The 14,759-nt window shown below is 74.8% G+C and carries 14 protein-coding genes; 5 read left to right on the top strand and 9 right to left on the bottom strand.

Annotated features, from left to right (window positions below):
* Positions 1-65 precede the first annotated feature (65 nt).
* Together FHR36_RS08785 and FHR36_RS08790 are read right to left on the bottom strand one after the other, a co-directional pair.
* The gene (locus FHR36_RS08785) at positions 66-944 is read right to left on the bottom strand and encodes an SDR family NAD(P)-dependent oxidoreductase (RefSeq protein ID WP_253795419.1); all 879 of its coding nucleotides are present in this window, start codon (positions 942-944) and stop codon (positions 66-68) included.
* Entirely contained in the window at positions 941-1,537 is a 597-nt protein-coding gene (locus FHR36_RS08790; RefSeq protein WP_253795420.1) for a TetR/AcrR family transcriptional regulator, read from the bottom strand. The genes FHR36_RS08785 and FHR36_RS08790 overlap by 4 nt, the downstream gene beginning before the upstream one ends.
* 70 nt (positions 1,538-1,607) lie before the next feature.
* Here FHR36_RS08790 and polX point away from each other — a divergent pair, with 70 nt between their 5' ends.
* Positions 1,608-3,329, top strand: coding sequence for a DNA polymerase/3'-5' exonuclease PolX (polX, locus tag FHR36_RS08795; protein WP_253795421.1), 1,722 nt, complete (start codon positions 1,608-1,610; stop codon positions 3,327-3,329).
* Between the two features lie 59 nt (positions 3,330-3,388).
* Positions 3,389-4,279 carry a S41 family peptidase gene (locus FHR36_RS08800; RefSeq protein ID WP_253795422.1) on the top strand — a complete coding sequence of 297 codons (891 nt, stop codon included), beginning with the start codon at positions 3,389-3,391 and terminating at the stop codon, positions 4,277-4,279.
* A gap of 42 nt (positions 4,280-4,321) precedes the next feature.
* Here FHR36_RS08800 and FHR36_RS08805 read toward each other — a convergent pair whose 3' ends face one another.
* Positions 4,322-5,056, bottom strand: a complete 735-nt coding sequence (locus tag FHR36_RS08805; protein ID WP_253795424.1) for a cobalt-precorrin-6A reductase — start codon at positions 5,054-5,056, stop codon at positions 4,322-4,324.
* 20 nt (positions 5,057-5,076) lie between these two features.
* Between FHR36_RS08805 and FHR36_RS08810 the strand changes: the two genes are divergently transcribed.
* Entirely contained in the window at positions 5,077-6,195 is a 1,119-nt protein-coding gene (locus FHR36_RS08810) for a cobalt-precorrin-5B (C(1))-methyltransferase (protein ID WP_253795432.1), read from the top strand.
* Positions 6,196-6,215: 20 nt separating this feature from the next.
* Here FHR36_RS08810 and FHR36_RS08815 read toward each other — a convergent pair whose 3' ends face one another.
* Positions 6,216-6,626, bottom strand: coding sequence for a RidA family protein (locus FHR36_RS08815; RefSeq protein WP_253795434.1), 411 nt, complete (start codon positions 6,624-6,626; stop codon positions 6,216-6,218).
* A 64-nt stretch (positions 6,627-6,690) separates the two neighbouring features.
* Entirely contained in the window at positions 6,691-7,434 is a 744-nt protein-coding gene (locus FHR36_RS08820) for an IclR family transcriptional regulator (protein ID WP_253795436.1), read from the bottom strand.
* A 178-nt stretch (positions 7,435-7,612) separates the two neighbouring features.
* Here FHR36_RS08820 and FHR36_RS08825 point away from each other — a divergent pair, with 178 nt between their 5' ends.
* Positions 7,613-8,917: a type III PLP-dependent enzyme domain-containing protein gene (locus FHR36_RS08825; protein WP_253795438.1), complete on the top strand. Its 1,305-nt coding sequence runs from the start codon at positions 7,613-7,615 to the stop codon at positions 8,915-8,917.
* Entirely contained in the window at positions 8,917-10,524 is a 1,608-nt protein-coding gene (locus tag FHR36_RS08830; protein WP_253795440.1) for an N-acyl-D-amino-acid deacylase family protein, read from the top strand. Before FHR36_RS08825 ends, FHR36_RS08830 begins: the two co-directional genes overlap by 1 nt.
* Before the next feature lie 67 nt (positions 10,525-10,591).
* Here FHR36_RS08830 and cobM read toward each other — a convergent pair whose 3' ends face one another.
* The 4 genes from cobM to FHR36_RS08850 form a co-directional block, all read right to left on the bottom strand.
* Positions 10,592-11,332 carry a precorrin-4 C(11)-methyltransferase gene (cobM, locus tag FHR36_RS08835; protein WP_253795442.1) on the bottom strand — a complete coding sequence of 247 codons (741 nt, stop codon included), beginning with the start codon at positions 11,330-11,332 and terminating at the stop codon, positions 10,592-10,594.
* Positions 11,329-12,564 carry a precorrin-6y C5,15-methyltransferase (decarboxylating) subunit CbiE gene (cbiE, locus tag FHR36_RS08840; protein WP_407660809.1) on the bottom strand — a complete coding sequence of 412 codons (1,236 nt, stop codon included), beginning with the start codon at positions 12,562-12,564 and terminating at the stop codon, positions 11,329-11,331. Before cbiE ends, cobM begins: the two co-directional genes overlap by 4 nt.
* Before the next feature lie 135 nt (positions 12,565-12,699).
* The gene (locus tag FHR36_RS08845; RefSeq protein ID WP_253795446.1) at positions 12,700-14,052 is read right to left on the bottom strand and encodes an ABC transporter substrate-binding protein; all 1,353 of its coding nucleotides are present in this window, start codon (positions 14,050-14,052) and stop codon (positions 12,700-12,702) included.
* A gap of 19 nt (positions 14,053-14,071) precedes the next feature.
* Positions 14,072-14,707, bottom strand: a complete 636-nt coding sequence (locus tag FHR36_RS08850) for an MTB12 C-terminal domain-containing protein (RefSeq protein WP_253795448.1) — start codon at positions 14,705-14,707, stop codon at positions 14,072-14,074.
* Positions 14,708-14,759: the final 52 nt, after the last annotated feature.

The following is a 14,759-nucleotide window of genomic DNA, read 5'->3' on the forward strand; positions in this document are numbered from 1 at the left end:
CGTGACCCGAAAGCGAGAGCCTGAATCTCTCGTTCGGGCATGCACCGTGGGGGAGACCCCGGGTGTCAGGCGGGCTCGGGGAGGGGGAAGTTGCGGCGCATGATGGCGTCGAAGGCGGCGTCCGGCAGCAGGCGCTTGGCCAGCATGGTGCCGCGGGCGAGGCCGCCGATGGCGTAGCGGGCGCGGGGGCGGGCGGCCGTCGCGGCGCGGACGATCACGCGGGTGGCGGTCTCGGCGGAGACGGCGCCGCTGCGTCGGGTGAAGGCGCGGTTGGCGTACATGTCGGCGAGGCGGGTGCGGAAGCTGCCGTACGGGTCGTCGGCGGCCGGGGCGCCGTGCATGGTGCCGACGGCGGTGGCGCCGAAGCCGGTGATGGTGGGGCCGGGCTGGACGACCACGACGTCCACGCCGAACGGGGCGACCTCCAGGCGCAGCGAGTCGCTGATCGCCTCCACGGCGTGCTTGCTGGAGTGGTAGAAGGCGCCGCCGGGCGGCGAGAAGCGGCCGGCCATCGAGGAGATGTTGACGATCCGGCCGCGGCCGGCGCGCCGCATGCCGGGCAGCACCAGCTGGGCCATCCGCACCACGCCGAAGACGTTGGTCTCGAACTGCGCCCGGACCTCCTCGGGCGTCGCCGACTCGACCGGCAGGTGCAGCCCGTACGCGGCGTTGTTGATCAGCACGTCGACCTGTCCGTGCTCGGCCTCGACGGCGGCGACGGCGGCGGTCATCGACTGCTCGTCGGTCACGTCCAGCGGCAGGGTGGTGATGCCGAGCGCGGCGAGGTCGGCGAGGGTCTCGGGACGGCGGGCGGTGGCGACGACCCGGTGGCCGAGCCGGTGCAGGGCGATCGCGGCCTCACGGCCCATGCCGGAGGAGCAGCCGGTGATCAGCACGGTCGAGGCGTTCGGTGCGGCCGGTGCGGCCGATGCGGCGGGGGTCATGGGGTGGCCTTTCGGTGCAGGAGGTCCCAGACGGCGGCTTCGGCGCGGTCGAGGTCCTCGGCGGGGAGGGTGTCGAGGCCGCCGGGGCGCTGGAGCTTGACGAGCCCGGTGAAGGCGCCGATGGCGAGGGCGACGAGCTGGGCGGCGTCGCCGTCGCGGATCTCGCCGGCCTGCTGGCCGCGCTCGATGAAGTCGGCGGCGATCCGGTCGATCTCCTCGGCGAGGACGCGGCTGTCCGGCGCGAGGAAGGTGTCGTGCTGCTGGTGCTCCAGGAAGACGAAGGCGTCCGGGTTGGCGCTCGCGTAGCGGGTGAAGCCGCGCCAGAAGCGGCCGAACTCCCCACGGATCGAGCCGCTGGGCCCGCCTTCGGCGAGTGCCTCGGCCAGGGCGTCGAGCAGGGCGCGCTTGGCGTGCTGGAAGGCGGCGTTGCCGAGCGCCTCCTTGCTCGGGAAGTAGCGGTAGATGCTGCCGACGCCGACGCCCGCGCGCTGCGCCACCGCGGGCATCTGGGTGCCTTCGAAGGTGCGTTCGGCGAAGAGCGCGATGGCGGCGTCGATGAGCAGCCGGTCGAGGTCGGGCTTCCTGGGTGTCACGGAATGAATGTTCATTCCGTTTCGGGGCGATGTCAAGCGCCCCCGCCCCACCCCGCCCTACGCTGGAGGCATGGCCCGGCTCAACGACCAGGTCGCCGCACTCCTCCAGGAGTACGCGGACCTCCTCCTGCTGACCGGCGGCGACGCCTACCGGGCACGGGCGTACGAGAAGGCCGCCCGCGCCGTCGGCGGCCACCCCGACGACCTCGCCGCCCTGGACGCCAAGGGCCTCCAGCAGATCCCCGGCGTCGGGAAGTCCACCGCCGAGAAGATCACCGAGTACCTGGCCACCGGCCGGGTCGCCAAGCTGGAGCAGCTGCGCGCCGAGATCCCGGCCGGCCTGCGCGAGATCATGGCCGTTCCCACCGTCGGCCCCAAGAAGGCCGCCCTGCTCCACCGCGAACTCGGCATCTCCACCGTCGACGAGCTCCGCGCCGCCGCCGAGACCGACCGGCTGAACGACCTCCCCGGCCTCGGCGCCCGCACCGCCGAGAACATCCGCCACGGCATCGACCAGCTGCGGGCCGGCGGCGGACGCGTCCTGATCAGCACCGCCACGGAACTCGCCGAGGAGATCGTCTCCGCCGTCTCCGCCGCCCCCGGCTGCGAGCGCTGCGGCCACGCCGGCTCACTGCGCCGGATGCGCGAGACGATCGGCGACGTCGACGTCCTGGCCGTCGCCGAGGACTCCGCACCGCTGATGGCCGCCCTCACCGACCTGCCCCAGGTCACCGAGGTGATCGCGGCCGGCACCACCAAGACCTCCGTCCGCACCACCGCCGGACTCCAGGTCGACCTGCGGGTCGTCCCGCCCGGCGACTGGGGCGCCGCCCTGGTCTACTTCACCGGCTCCAAGGCCCACAACATCGCCCTGCGCGCCCGCGCCGTCCGAGCCGGCCTCAAGCTCTCCGAGTACGGGCTCTTCGAGGCCGACGGCGGCCGGAAGATCGTCTCGGCGACCGAGGAGGAGGTGTACGAGGCCCTCGGCCTGCCCTGGATCCCGCCCACCCTGCGCGAGGACCGCGGCGAGACCGACGCCGCCCTCGCCGGCGAACTCCCCGACCTCGTCCAGGAGTCCGACATCCGCAGCGACCTGCACACCCACACCGACCTCACCGACGGCCTCGCCCCGCTGGAGGCCATGCTCGCCGCGGCCGCCGACCGCGGCCTCGCCTATGTCGCCGTCACCGACCACGCCCCCGACCTCGCGATGCAGCGGATGACCGACGCCAAGATGCTCGCCCAGCGCGAGCAGGCCCGCGCCCTGGACCGCCGGTACCGGGGCCTGCGGGTCCTGCACGGCACCGAACTCAACATCGACCGGGACGGGAACGTCGACTGGCCGCCCGAGTTCCTCGCCGGCTTCGACCTCTGCGTCGCCTCGATCCACTCCCACTTCACCGCCGACCGCGACACCCAGACCCGGCGGCTGATCCGCGCCTGCGAGAACCCGTACGTCCACGTCATCGGCCACCCCACCACCCGACTGCTGGGCCGCCGACCCCCGATCGACGTCGACCTGGAGGCCGTGTACGAGGCCTGCGCGCGCACCGGCACCGTCCTGGAGATCAACGCCTCGCCCGAACGCCTCGACCTCGGCGACCAGGACATCCTCGCCGCCCGCCGCCACGGCGTCCGCTTCGCCGTCGACACCGACGCCCACGCCGTCCCGCACCTCGCCAACCTCCGCTACGGCATCGGCACCGCCCAGCGCGGCCGGCTCACCGCCGACGAGGTCGTCAACACCTGGCCGCTGCAGAAGCTGCGCCGGTACCTGAAGAAGAAGAGCTGACCGCGGCGCCGTCGCCCGAGGTCGCCGGCCGGGGTGGTGGGCGCACTAACATCCCGCACATGACGACTCATCACGAGATACTCGAGGCGGCGCTGGCCCGGATCACGGCCGGGTACGTGTTCCCCGAGCGGACGGCAGCCGTGGAGACCGCGATCCGGCGGCGGCTGGCCGAGGGCGCGTACGACGGGCTGGACGGACCGGGGCTGTGCGAGCGGGTGACGGCGGACCTGCAGGAGGTGTGTCCGGACAAGCACCTGCGGCTGCTGTGGTCCGAGGAGCCGCAGTCGATGGACGAGGAGCCGGAGGAGCTGGCCAGGGCCCGGTTCGCGGCGTACGCGCGGGAGCAGAACTACGGTGTGCGGCGGGTCGAGCAGCTGGACGGCAACATCGGCTACCTCGACCTGCGGATGATCGCGCCGGCCGAGCTGGGCGGTCCGGCGATCGCCGCCGCGATGCAGCTGCTGGCGGGCACCGCGGCGCTGGTGGTGGACCTGCGGCAGTGCCGGGGCGGGTCGCCGGAGGGGGTGCAGCTGTGGTGCAGCCACTTCTTCCCGGGCGACGAGGTGCACCTCAACGACATCTACGAGCGCGCCACCGACTCCACCCGGCAGTACTGGACGCTGGGGCACCTGGCCGCCCCGCGCTACCTCGACCGGCCGGTGGCGGTGCTGACCAGCGACGTCACCTTCTCCGGCGGCGAGGAGCTGGCGTACAACCTTCAGGTGCTGGAGCGGGCCGTGCTGGTGGGGGAGACCACCGGCGGCGGTGCGCATCCGACGGCCCGGATCGCGGTGGCGCCGCACGTGACGGTGACCGTCCCCAGCGCCCGGTCGATCAACCCGGTGACCGGGACCAACTGGGAGGGCGTCGGGGTGCGTCCGGATGTCGCCGTACCGGCCGACCAGGCCCTGGAGGCGGCGTTGAAGCACCTGCGCGGGCAGCTCGGCTGACCCGAGCGGCCGGGACGACCCCGCCCGGCCCGGCCTGCGGGGTCAGCGGGCGGTGAGCCAGGCGAGGGCGCCGGCCACGTCCGGGGTGGTGGGGACGCCGGCGGGCGGCTCGGGCCGGCGGACGACGACCACCGGCAGGCCGAGTTCACGGGCGGCGGTGAGCTTGGGGGCGGTGGCCGCGCCGCCGCTGTCCTTGGTGACCAGGACGTCGATCCGGTGCTCGCGCAGCACGGCCCGTTCGCCGTCCAGGGTGAACGGGCCGCGGTCGAGCAGGACCGAGGTGGCGGACGGCACCGGCGGTTCGGGGGCGTCCACCGAGCGGACCAGGAACCAGTGGTCCGACAGGTGCGCGAAGGCGGCCAGGCCCTGCCGCCCGGTGGTCAGGAACACCCGGTGGCCGAGGCCGGGCAGGGCGTCGGCGGCTTCCGCGAGCGAGCCGACCGGGTGCCAGCGGTCGCCCTCGACCGGCACCCAGCTGGGACGTCGCAGCGCGAGCAGGGGAACATGGACCTCGGCGGCCGCCTCGGCCGCGTTGCGACTGATGGTGCCGGCGAAGGGATGGGTGGCGTCGATGAGCGCGTCCACGTGCTGCTCGCGCAGCCAGGCGGCGAGGCCCGCCGGGCCGCCGAAGCCGCCGATCCGCACCTCGCCGGCCGGCAGCCGCGGCTCGGCCACCCGGCCGGCCAGCGAGCTGGTGACCCGGACCGCCGGGTCGGTGGCGAGCGCCTCGGCCAGCCGCCGGCCCTCGGTGGTGCCGCCGAGGATCAGTACGTGCATCGGGACTCCAGGGAGCGGGCGTGGCTGAGGGCGGCGGACGGGCGGCGCAGCTGAAGAGTAGCGGGCTGCGGCACGGCTGGACGACGGGCGCCTGCGCGACGGCGGCGACCGCCGCCGCGTACACCGCGCTGCTGACCGGCGAGTTCCCGGACCCGGTGACGATCACGCTGCCGAAGGGCCAGCAGCCGGCGTTCGCGCTGGCGGCGGAGGAACGGGCGGCGGACCGGGCGATGGCCGGGGTGGTGAAGGACGCCGGGGACGACCCGGACGTCACCCACGGGGCGCTGATCCGCTCGACGGTCCGGCACGGCGCGCCCGGCACGGGCGTGGTGTTCCGGGCCGGCCCCGGCGTCGGTACGGTCACCAAGGCGGGCCTGCCGCTGGAGGTGGGCGAGCCGGCGATCAACCCGGTGCCCCGGCAGATGATGCGCGACACGGTGGCCGAGGTGGCGGCGCGCCACGGCGGCAGCGGGGACGTCGTGGTGGAGATCTCCGTCGACCACGGCGAGGAGATCGCCCGGTCGACCTGGAACCCGCGCCTGGGCATCCTGGGCGGCCTGTCGATCCTCGGCACCACCGGCATCGTGGTGCCGTACTCCTGCTCGGCGTGGATCGACTCGATCCGCCGCGGGGTGGACGTGGCCCGCGCGGCCGGCCGGACGCACGTCGCCGGGTGCACCGGTTCCACCTCGGAGAAGGTGGCGGTCGCGGTGCACGGCCTGCCGGAGGACGCGCTGCTGGACATGGGCGACTTCGCCGGTGCGGTGCTCAAGTACCTGAAGCGGCACCCGGTGCCCCGGCTGACCATCGCCGGCGGCTTCGCCAAGCTCTCCAAGCTGGCCGCCGGCCACCTGGACCTGCACTCGGCGCGCTCCCAGGTGGACAAGGGCTACCTGGCCGAACTGGCCCGGCGCGGCGGGGCGTCCGAGGAGCTGGCCGGGGCGGTGGCGGCGGCCAACACCGGCCTGGAGGCGGTCCAGCTGTGTGCGGCGGCCGGCGTGCCGCTGGGCGACCTGGTCGCCCGGGAGGCGCGGGCCACCGCGCTCGGCGTGCTGGTCGGCGCGCCGGTCGCGGTGGACGTCATCTGCATCGACCGGGCGGGCACCGTCGTGGGCCGGGCCGAGCCTAAGGGCGCCTGAGCGCCAGGGCCCCGAGGACGTCAGTCGGTGACCACGGCCTGCGCGTCGATCTCCACCAGCATGGGCTCCTGCGGCAGTTCGACGAAGACCGTGGTCCGGCAGGGCTTCACCCCGCCGGGCGCGATGTTCTCCTCGATGAACGCGGCGTAGACCTCGTTCATCAGCGGGAAGTGGGCGCGCTCGGTCAGGTAGACACGGAACATCACCACGTCCTCGATGCTCGCGCCGCCGGCCTCGACGATCGCCTTGACGTTCTCCAGCGTCCGCCGGGTCTGCGCCTTCACATCCCCCGGGTACAGGTACGCGCCGGTCGCCGGGTCCTGCGGCCCCTGGCCGGAGACCTGCAGGATCGGGCCCTTGCGGACGCCCTGCGAGAACATCCAGGCCGGGGCCGGGGCGCCGTCGGTGCGGATCTCGGTCTTGTCGGTCATCTCGACTTCTCTCCAGGGGTGTTCCGGCGTTGTGCCGGCGTTGTGCCGGCGTGGTGCCGGCAGGTCAGGGACGGTGGCCGGCGTCGGCGGACGCCGCGCGGGCGGTGGCGAGCAGGCGGGGCAGCAGCTCCAGCACCTGGGCGTACGGGAGCACCATGTCCGGCACCGACATCGACACCGCGGCGACCACCCGGCCGGTGGCGTCCCGGACCGGCGCGGCGATGCAGTTGATGAACGGCTCGTGCTCGGCGTGGTCCTGCGCCCAGCCCTGGGCGGCGACGGTCGCCAGTTCGGTGAGCAGCGCGGCCGGGGTGGTGAGGGTGTTCGCGGTGTGGACGGTGTACTCGACGGCCTCCGCGACCCGGCGGCGCTCGGCCGGCGGCAGGTCGGCCAGCAGCACCTTCGCGACGGCGGTGTTGTGCAGCCCGGCCCGCAGGCCGATCCGGGAGTACATCCTGACCGGGTGGCGGGAGTCGTACTTGTCGATGTAGACCACCTCGCCGCCCTCGTACGCGGCCAGGTGGACAGTGTGCCCGGTGGCCGCGTTCAGTTCGGCCAGGTGCGGGGCGGCGGTCCGGCGAATGCCGCGCTGCTCCAGGGCGAGGCTGGAGAGGGCGAACAGGCCCGCGCCCAGGTGGTAGCGGAAGTCGGCGTCCCGGTGGACGAAGCGCTGCTCCTCCAGGCTCTGCAGGAGGCGCAGCACGGTGGTCTTGTGCACCCCGATCAGCTCGGCGAGCTGGTCGAGCGAGCGCTCGCCCTCGCCGAGTTCGGCGAGCAGGCGCAGGGCGCGGGTGACGGTCTGGCTCATCGGGCTCCTGGTGCGACCGGGGGTGCGACCGGCGGGTACGGCCGGGTACGGCCGGGAGGGCGGCGGCCGGGCCCGCTCGTTGACCGTCGTTCGGCGTGAATGCTAGAACCGTATCGCCAGCATGCGCAACGGGCGTTGCAGATGATGCAACGCTCCTGGTCAAGCGGAGGTACGGGCAATGGGGCAGAGCTTCACGGACCGCGACGCGGGGCCCGGGATCGACCCCGAGCAGGTCCTCGCCCTGGCCGAGGAACGGCTCGACTGGCGGTTCAAGGCGCTGCCCCCGGCCGCCTGGGGCCGCACCGTCGGCGAGTACCTCGCCACCGCGCCCACCCTCACCGGGCTCGGCACCCCGCTGCTCACCCTCGACGCCGGCGCCCTCGACCACAACCTGCGCACCATGGCCGCCTGGTGCGCCGACGCGGGCGTGGCGCTCGCCCCGCACGGCAAGACCACCATGGCCCCCGCCCTCTGGCAGGCCCAGCTGGACGCCGGCTGCCACGGCATCACCCTGGCCAACCTCTCCCAGCTGCGGGTCGCCCGCGCCTTCGGCGTCAGCCGTCTGCTGCTCGCCAACACCCTGCTCGACCCGGCCGGACTCGCTTGGCTCGCCGCCGAGTTGGACGCCGACCCCGGCTTCGCCTTCCTCGCCTGGGTGGACTCCGCCGAGTCCGTCCGGCAGATGGACCGGGCCCTGCGGGCCGCCGGCGCCGACCGCCCCGTCGACGTCCTGGTGGAACTCGGCGGCCCGCGCGGACGGACCGGCGCCCGCGGCGTGGAGGCGGCCGCCGAGGTGGCCGCCGCCGTCCTCGCCGCGCCCACCCTGCGCCTGGCCGGCGTCGGCGGGTACGAGGGCGCGCTCGCCCACGACGCCGGCGAGGCGGCGCTCGCCACCGTCCGCGGCTACCTGCGCGAACTCGCCGCGCTGCACCGGCGGCTGGCCGGCCGGTACGAGACCGGCGCGCCCGTGGTGTCGGCCGGCGGCAGCGCCTACTTCGACACCGTGGTCCAGGAACTCGGCCCGCTGGCGGACGAGGTGCCCGGCACCGCGGTGATCCTGCGCTCCGGCGCCTACCTGGTGCACGACGACGGCTTCTACCGCTCCGTCTCCCCGCTCGCCCGCCGCGCCGACACCACTCCGCTGCGCTCGGCCATGCACGCCTGGACCCGGGTGGTCTCCCACCCCGAGCCGCAGCTGTCCCTGCTGGACGGCGGCAAGCGCGACCTCAACTTCGACCTGGGCTTCCCGGAGCCGCAACTGGTCCGCGGCAGCGGCCCGTTGAAGGACGCGACGATCACCGCCCTGAACGACCAGCACGCCTTCCTGCGCGGCGCCGGCGAGCAGGCCCCGGTCGGCGCGGTGGTCCGGCTCGGCCTCTCCCACCCGTGCACCGCCTTCGACCGGTGGAACCTCATCCCCGTCCTGGACGACGCCGACGCCGAGGAACCCCGGGTGGTCGACCTGGTGCGGACCTTCTTCTGATGGCCGACCTGCTCGTCCGCGGCGCCACGCTGGTCGACGGCACCGGCGCCGCCCGGCGGACCGCCGACGTCACCGTCACCGACGGCCTGATCGAGGAGATCGCGGACCGCCGGGCCAATCTCACCGCCCGGCGGACCGTCGACGCCGACGGAATGGTGCTCGCCCCCGGGTTCATCGACATGCACGCCCACTCCGACCTGCGCACCCTGGTCGAGCGCGCCCACCCCTCCCGGGTCACCCAGGGCGTCACCTGCGAGGTCCTCGGCCAGGACGGGCTCTCCTACGCGCCGGTCGACGACACCACCCTGCCCCTGCTGCGCCGCCAACTCGCCGGCTGGAACGGCGATCCGGCGGACTTCGACTGGAGCTGGCGCACGGTCGGCGAGTACCTGGACCGGCTCGACCGCGGCACCGCGGTCAACACCTGCTACCTGGTGCCGCACGGCTCGGTGCGGATGCTCGCCATGGGCTGGGAGAACCGCCCGCCCACGCCCGCCGAACTCGACCGGATGCGGGAGCTGGTCGCCCGCGGCCTGCACGAGGGTGCGGTCGGCCTGTCCAGCGGCCTCAGCTACCCGCCCGGCTCGTACGCCGGCACGGACGAACTGGTGGCGCTCTGCACGGTGGTCGCCGGCCTCGGCGGCTTCCACGCCCCGCACCAGCGCTCGTACGGGGCAGGGGCGTTGGCGGGGTACGCCGAGATGATCGAGATCGCCCGGCGGTCCGGCTGCCCGGTCCACCTCACCCACGCCACCATGAACTTCGCGGTCAACCGCGGCCGGGCCGGCGAGCTGCTCGCGCTGGTCGACGCGGCCCTCGCGGAGGGGATCGACGTCACCCTCGACAGCTACCCCTACCTGCCCGGCGCCACCACGCTGGCCGCCCTGCTGCCCGGCTGGTCCACCGAGGGCGGCCCGGAGGCGACCCTCGCCCGGCTCGACGACCCGGCCGCCCGGGAACGGATCCGGGGCGCCCTGGAGGAGCACGGCAGCGACGGCTGCCACGGGGTGGTCGCCGACTGGGAGACCGTCCAGATCTCCGGCGTGGGCCGTCCGGAGCTGGCCGCGGCGGTCGGCCGCACCGTCGCCGAACTCGCCGCGGAGCGCGCCACGTCGGGGACCGAGGTCTTCTTCGACCTGCTGCGGTGCGACGGCCTCGCCACCTCGATCCTGCAGCACGTCGGGCACGAGGAGAACGTCCGGGCCGTGATGCGGCACCCCGCGCACACCGTCGGCAGCGACGGCCTGCTGGTCGGCGCCCGCCCGCACCCGCGGGCCTGGGGCACCTTCGCCCGCTACCTCGGCCACTACAGCCGGGAGGAGGGCGTCCTCGGCCTGGAGGAGACCGTGGCACGGATGACCGGGCGGCCCGCGCGGCGCCTGCGACTGCGCCGACGGGGCGTGGTCCGGCCCGGCCACCACGCGGATCTGGTGCTGTTCGACCCGGCCGGCGTCCGGGACACCGCGACCTTCGAGCAACCGCGCCGGCCGGCCGCGGGCATCGAGCACGTGTGGGTGGGCGGCGTCGCCGTGCTGGCCGGGGCACGGCCCACCGGGGCGCTCCCGGGCCGAGCACTGCGCCGTACCGGGACGGGGAGCACCGAGTGAGCGGCCCTTCCCGGACGGTCGGCCTCGTCCGGGGTGGGCGTCGCGGTTCCCCGAGCCGCTGAAACCGCTAGCGGCAGCGGTCGGTGGAGTAGAGGTGGCTGTCGGGGAACTGTTCGGCGCCGAGGGTGCGGCCGACCAGGATGACGGCGGTGCGCAGGACGCCGTGGGCCTTCACCTGGTCGGCGATGTCGCCGAGGGTGCCGCGCAGGACCAGCTCGTCGGGGCGGCTGGCCATGGCCACCACGGCGGCGGGGCAGTCCGCGCCGTAGTGCGGCAGCAGTTCCTCGACCACGCTGTCGACGTAGCGGGCGGCCAGGTGCAGCACCAGGAGGGCGCCGCTGCGGCCGAGGGTGGCGAGGTCCTCGCCCTCGGGCATCGGGGTCGCCTGCCGGGCCACCCGGGTGAGGATCACGGTCTGGCCGACGGTGGGGACGGTCAGTTCGCGCCCCAGGGCGGCGGCGGCCGCGGCGAAGGCGGGGACGCCGGGCACGATCTGGTACGGGATGCCGAGCGCGTCCAGTCGGCGCATCTGCTCGGCGACGGCGCTGAACACCGACGGGTCGCCGGAGTGCAGCCGGGCGACGTCGCGGCCCTCCTCGTGGGCGCGGGCGAACTCGGCGACGATCTGGTCGAGGTTGAGGTCGGCGGTGTCCACCAGCCGTGCGCCGGGCGGGCATTCGGCGAGCAGCTCGGTCGGCACCAGGCTGCCCGCGTACAGGCAGACCTCGCACGCCGCGAGGGTCCGCTGGCCCCGCAGGGTGATCAGGTCGGCCGCGCCGGGCCCGGCCCCGATGAAGTAGACGGTCACCTGGATGCTCCCTCTTCCTTGATCACTGACCACTGGGTGACGGGCATCGCCTGCCGCCAGCCCGTGAAACCGCCCACCGGCACCGCGTGGGCCACCGCGAGTTTGACCAGCTCGCCGCCGTGCCGCCGGTACCACTGCGTCAACAGCGCCTCGGACTCCAGCGTCACCGTGTTGGCCACCAGCCGTCCGCCGGCCGGCAGGGCGTCCCAGCAGGCGTCGAGCAGACCGGGGGCGGTGAGTCCGCCGCCGACGAAGACGGCGTCCGGGGTCTCCAGGCCGGCCAGGGCGGCGGGCGCCGGGCCGCTGACCACGCGCAGGCGCGGTACGCCGAGGGCGGCCGCGTTGCGGGTGATCCGCCCGGCCCTGACCGGGTCGCGCTCCACGCTGACGGCGCGGCAGCTACGGTGTGCGCGCAGCCACTCGATGCCGATCGAGCCGGAGCCGCCGCCCACGTCCCAGAGCAGTTCGCCGGGGGCGGGGGCCAGTGCGGCGAGGGTGGCGGCGCGGATGTGGCGCTTGGTCAGCTGCCCGTCGCTCTCGAAGAGTCCGTCCGGAAGGCCCGGCACCAGCTGGGCGCGCGGGGTGCCGGGGACGGCGGCGCACTCCACGGCGACCACGTTCAGGGGGTCGCCCGGGGCGTGCGGCCAGCCGTCGGCCGTGCCTTCGCGGACGTCCTCGCCCTCGCCGCCGAGCTGTTCCAGCACCCGCAGCCGGCTCGGACCCCAGCCGCTCCCGGCGAGCAGCGCGGCGAGGCGGGCGGGGGTGGCGGCGTCCGCGCTGAGCACCAGCAGGCGGCGGCCGGGGTGGAGCGCGGCGCGCACCGACTCCAGCGGCCGGCCGACGGCGGTGACCACCTCGGTCTCCTCCACGGGCCAGCCGAGCCGGGCGCAGGCGTACGAGACGGAGGACGGGTGCGGCAGCACGTGCAGGCGTTCGGCGCCGACGGTCTCGGCCAGGGTCCGGCCGATGCCGTAGAACATCGGGTCGCCGCTGGCCAGGACCGCCACCCGGCGTCCGGCGTGGGCGGCCAGCAGGCCGGGGACGGCGGGGCGCAGCGGGGAGGGCCAGGTGAGCTGCTGCGCGGTCACCTCGGCGGGCAGCAGGGCGAGCTGGCGGGGGCCGCCGATGACCACCTCGGCGGCGCGGAGCGCCTGGCGCGAGGTTGCGGCGAGTCCGGGCCACCCGTCCGCGCCGATGCCGACGACGGTGATCGCAGACTCGGGCACTGACACTCCTCGCGGCTCGGAACGGGGCAGCGGCAGCCTACCCGTCCGGGGCGGCGCCACCGGGCCCGAGCTGCGAAAACCCTGCCGGCGGGGGTGCGATGTTGGCCACACCGGGCCGGTTCACGGCCGGCCCGGGAGCTTTCACGGCTGGTACGGGAGCTGCGGGACGTCGAAGCAGGTGGTGTCCATGTCGGGGACCTCGGTGACCCAGCCGCCGCGGTTGTCGAAGGCGGTGTCCTGCCAGCGGGCGGCGTTGAGGCAGGCCCGGGTGGGGCTGGTGGGGCGCGGCTGGGGGGTGAAGGAGGCCGGGATCAGCAGGCCGTGCGCGTCGTACGGTTCGGGCCGGTTCATGAAGCGCTCGACGCAGGAGCGGGTGAGGTCCCGGCCGCAGGAGTCCATCGCGTCGGTGAGCCACTGGCCCGCCGCCCAGCCCTCCAACTCCCAGGCGGACATCAGGGGTTCGCGGTCCGGGAAGTAGCGGGCCATGCCGTCGCGGAACTGCTTGACGGCCGGGTACGAGACGTCCTCGTAGTTGCGGGAGGAGGAGGTGGCCCACAGCGCGTTGCGGCAGGCGGGGGAGTCGTGGTAGGCGACGCGGGCGGTCTCGGACCAGTTCTGCACGTTGGTGACCTTGGCGGTCAGCTGCACCCCGGCGGCGTCCAGGGCCTGGCAGAGCGCGGCGTTGCCGCGGGTGTCCATCGCGTCCAGCAGCAGTTCGGTGCCGTCGGCCTTCATCGCGGCGGCCACCGCCTGGAAGCCGGGCAGCGCCAGGTCGACGCTCTGGCTCAGCACCCGGTAGCCCTCGGCCTTCAGCCCCTGCTCCAACTGCTTGGCGTAGCGGGCGGAGTCGGCCTGGTTGTAGAACACCACGGCGGCGCTGCGGGCGCCGGTCCGCTCCTTGAAGAAGCGGTAGACCTCGGTCGACTGGTAGAGCGTGCCGTCCCAGCCGACCGAGTGGCCGTCGCGCGGCGAGTCGCTGCCGTAGATGCTGTACAGGTGCGGCCAGCGGTCGTACTCGGTGCCGATCGGCTGCCCGCCGATGTCCGGCACGCCCTTGGCGCTGACGTACGGCGCGCCCGCGTAGTCGAGCACGCTGGTGGCGACCAGGGCGAAGACCTGCTCGCGGTCGATCAGCCGGTGGACGCAGTCCTGGTTGCCGATGCCGCTGCCGCCGTCGTCGCAGGTGATCACCTTGACCGTCCGCCCGTGCAGGCCGCCCCGGTCGTCGAGGGCGTGCAGGAACGCCTGGGCGCCGTAGCGCGGGCCGGAGAAGGTCTCGCTGCCGACCGGGCTGGTGAGCGAGGTGATGATGCCGATCCTGATCTCGCCGCCGCTCACCCCGGTGTCGGTCGCGCCCCCGGCCGCCGCAGGCGCACCGGCGGTGGTGAAGGCGCTCTCCGGCAGCCGGCTGCCGCAGCCGCCCAGGGCCAGCAGCAGTACGGCGAGGGCGGCCGCGCGACGGTGACCCCGCCGCCCGGCCGCCCGGCTCCTCATCGTCGACCGCCCCCGGTGGTCAGCTGCACCCGGGGACGGCGGTGTTGCCGCTCTGCTGGACCAGCCCGCAGAGGGTGGAGCGGGACACCTTCCAGGTGCCGTTCTCCAGCACCGCCGTGCCGGTCGCGTCCGGCTGGACCACGTTGCCCTGGATCGACAGCGAGTAGGTGACCGTCGCCTCCGTCGCCGAGGTGAACTGCACCGAGGTCACCTTCGCCTGCACCTGGCCCACCCGCGGGTCGCTGGCGAAGCCCTGCAGCACGGGCGCCAGCTGGTCGCCGTTCTGCAGCAGGGCGCCCTTGTCGGCGAGCGTGGTCTGCGGGCTGAAGAACTTCTCCCAGGTCGCGGTGATCTCCGCCGTGGCCGCGGCCGGATCGGCCGGCGCCGTCCCGGTCGGCGACGCCGCCGCCGAGCCGCTCGGGGAGGCGCTCCCGGTCGCGGCGGCGCTGGAGGTCGCCGCGACCGCCGAGGTGGTGGAGGAGCTGCTGCTCTTGCTGCTGCTGCAGGCCGCCGCGAGCAGCACGGCGACCACCACGGCGGTCAGCCGTACGGCCGCACCCGTCCGGGGCGCTCGGACCGGCCGGCGGGGCCCGTCCGGGTGGGGCAGCGGGCCGGGCGCGGCCTCGCGGGACTGCTCGCTGTGCGTGGTAGCCATTCGTCTCTCACCGCGTCTCTTCCCGACCGGGGGCCGGTCGGTCCCGCGTGGC

Origin of the sequence: Kitasatospora cinereorecta (assembly GCF_024172095.1) — a bacterium.
In the GTDB taxonomy this organism is placed as follows: Bacteria; Actinomycetota; Actinomycetes; order Streptomycetales; family Streptomycetaceae; genus Kitasatospora; species Kitasatospora cinereorecta.

Excerpts from the sequence above, each read along its gene's own strand:
- FHR36_RS08785 (WP_253795419.1), bottom strand. The coding sequence starts at position 944 with ATGACCCCCGCCGCATCGGCCGCACCGGCCGCACCGAACGCCTCGACC.
- polX (WP_253795421.1), top strand. The coding sequence starts at position 1,608 with ATGGCCCGGCTCAACGACCAGGTCGCCGCACTCCTCCAGGAGTACGCG.
- FHR36_RS08800 (WP_253795422.1), top strand. The coding sequence starts at position 3,389 with ATGACGACTCATCACGAGATACTCGAGGCGGCGCTGGCCCGGATCACG.
- FHR36_RS08805 (WP_253795424.1), bottom strand. The coding sequence starts at position 5,056 with ATGCACGTACTGATCCTCGGCGGCACCACCGAGGGCCGGCGGCTGGCC.
- FHR36_RS08815 (WP_253795434.1), bottom strand. The coding sequence starts at position 6,626 with ATGACCGACAAGACCGAGATCCGCACCGACGGCGCCCCGGCCCCGGCC.
- FHR36_RS08820 (WP_253795436.1), bottom strand. The coding sequence starts at position 7,434 with ATGAGCCAGACCGTCACCCGCGCCCTGCGCCTGCTCGCCGAACTCGGC.
- FHR36_RS08825 (WP_253795438.1), top strand. The coding sequence starts at position 7,613 with ATGGGGCAGAGCTTCACGGACCGCGACGCGGGGCCCGGGATCGACCCC.
- FHR36_RS08830 (WP_253795440.1), top strand. The coding sequence starts at position 8,917 with ATGGCCGACCTGCTCGTCCGCGGCGCCACGCTGGTCGACGGCACCGGC.
- FHR36_RS08845 (WP_253795446.1), bottom strand. The coding sequence starts at position 14,052 with ATGAGGAGCCGGGCGGCCGGGCGGCGGGGTCACCGTCGCGCGGCCGCC.
- FHR36_RS08850 (WP_253795448.1), bottom strand. The coding sequence starts at position 14,707 with ATGGCTACCACGCACAGCGAGCAGTCCCGCGAGGCCGCGCCCGGCCCG.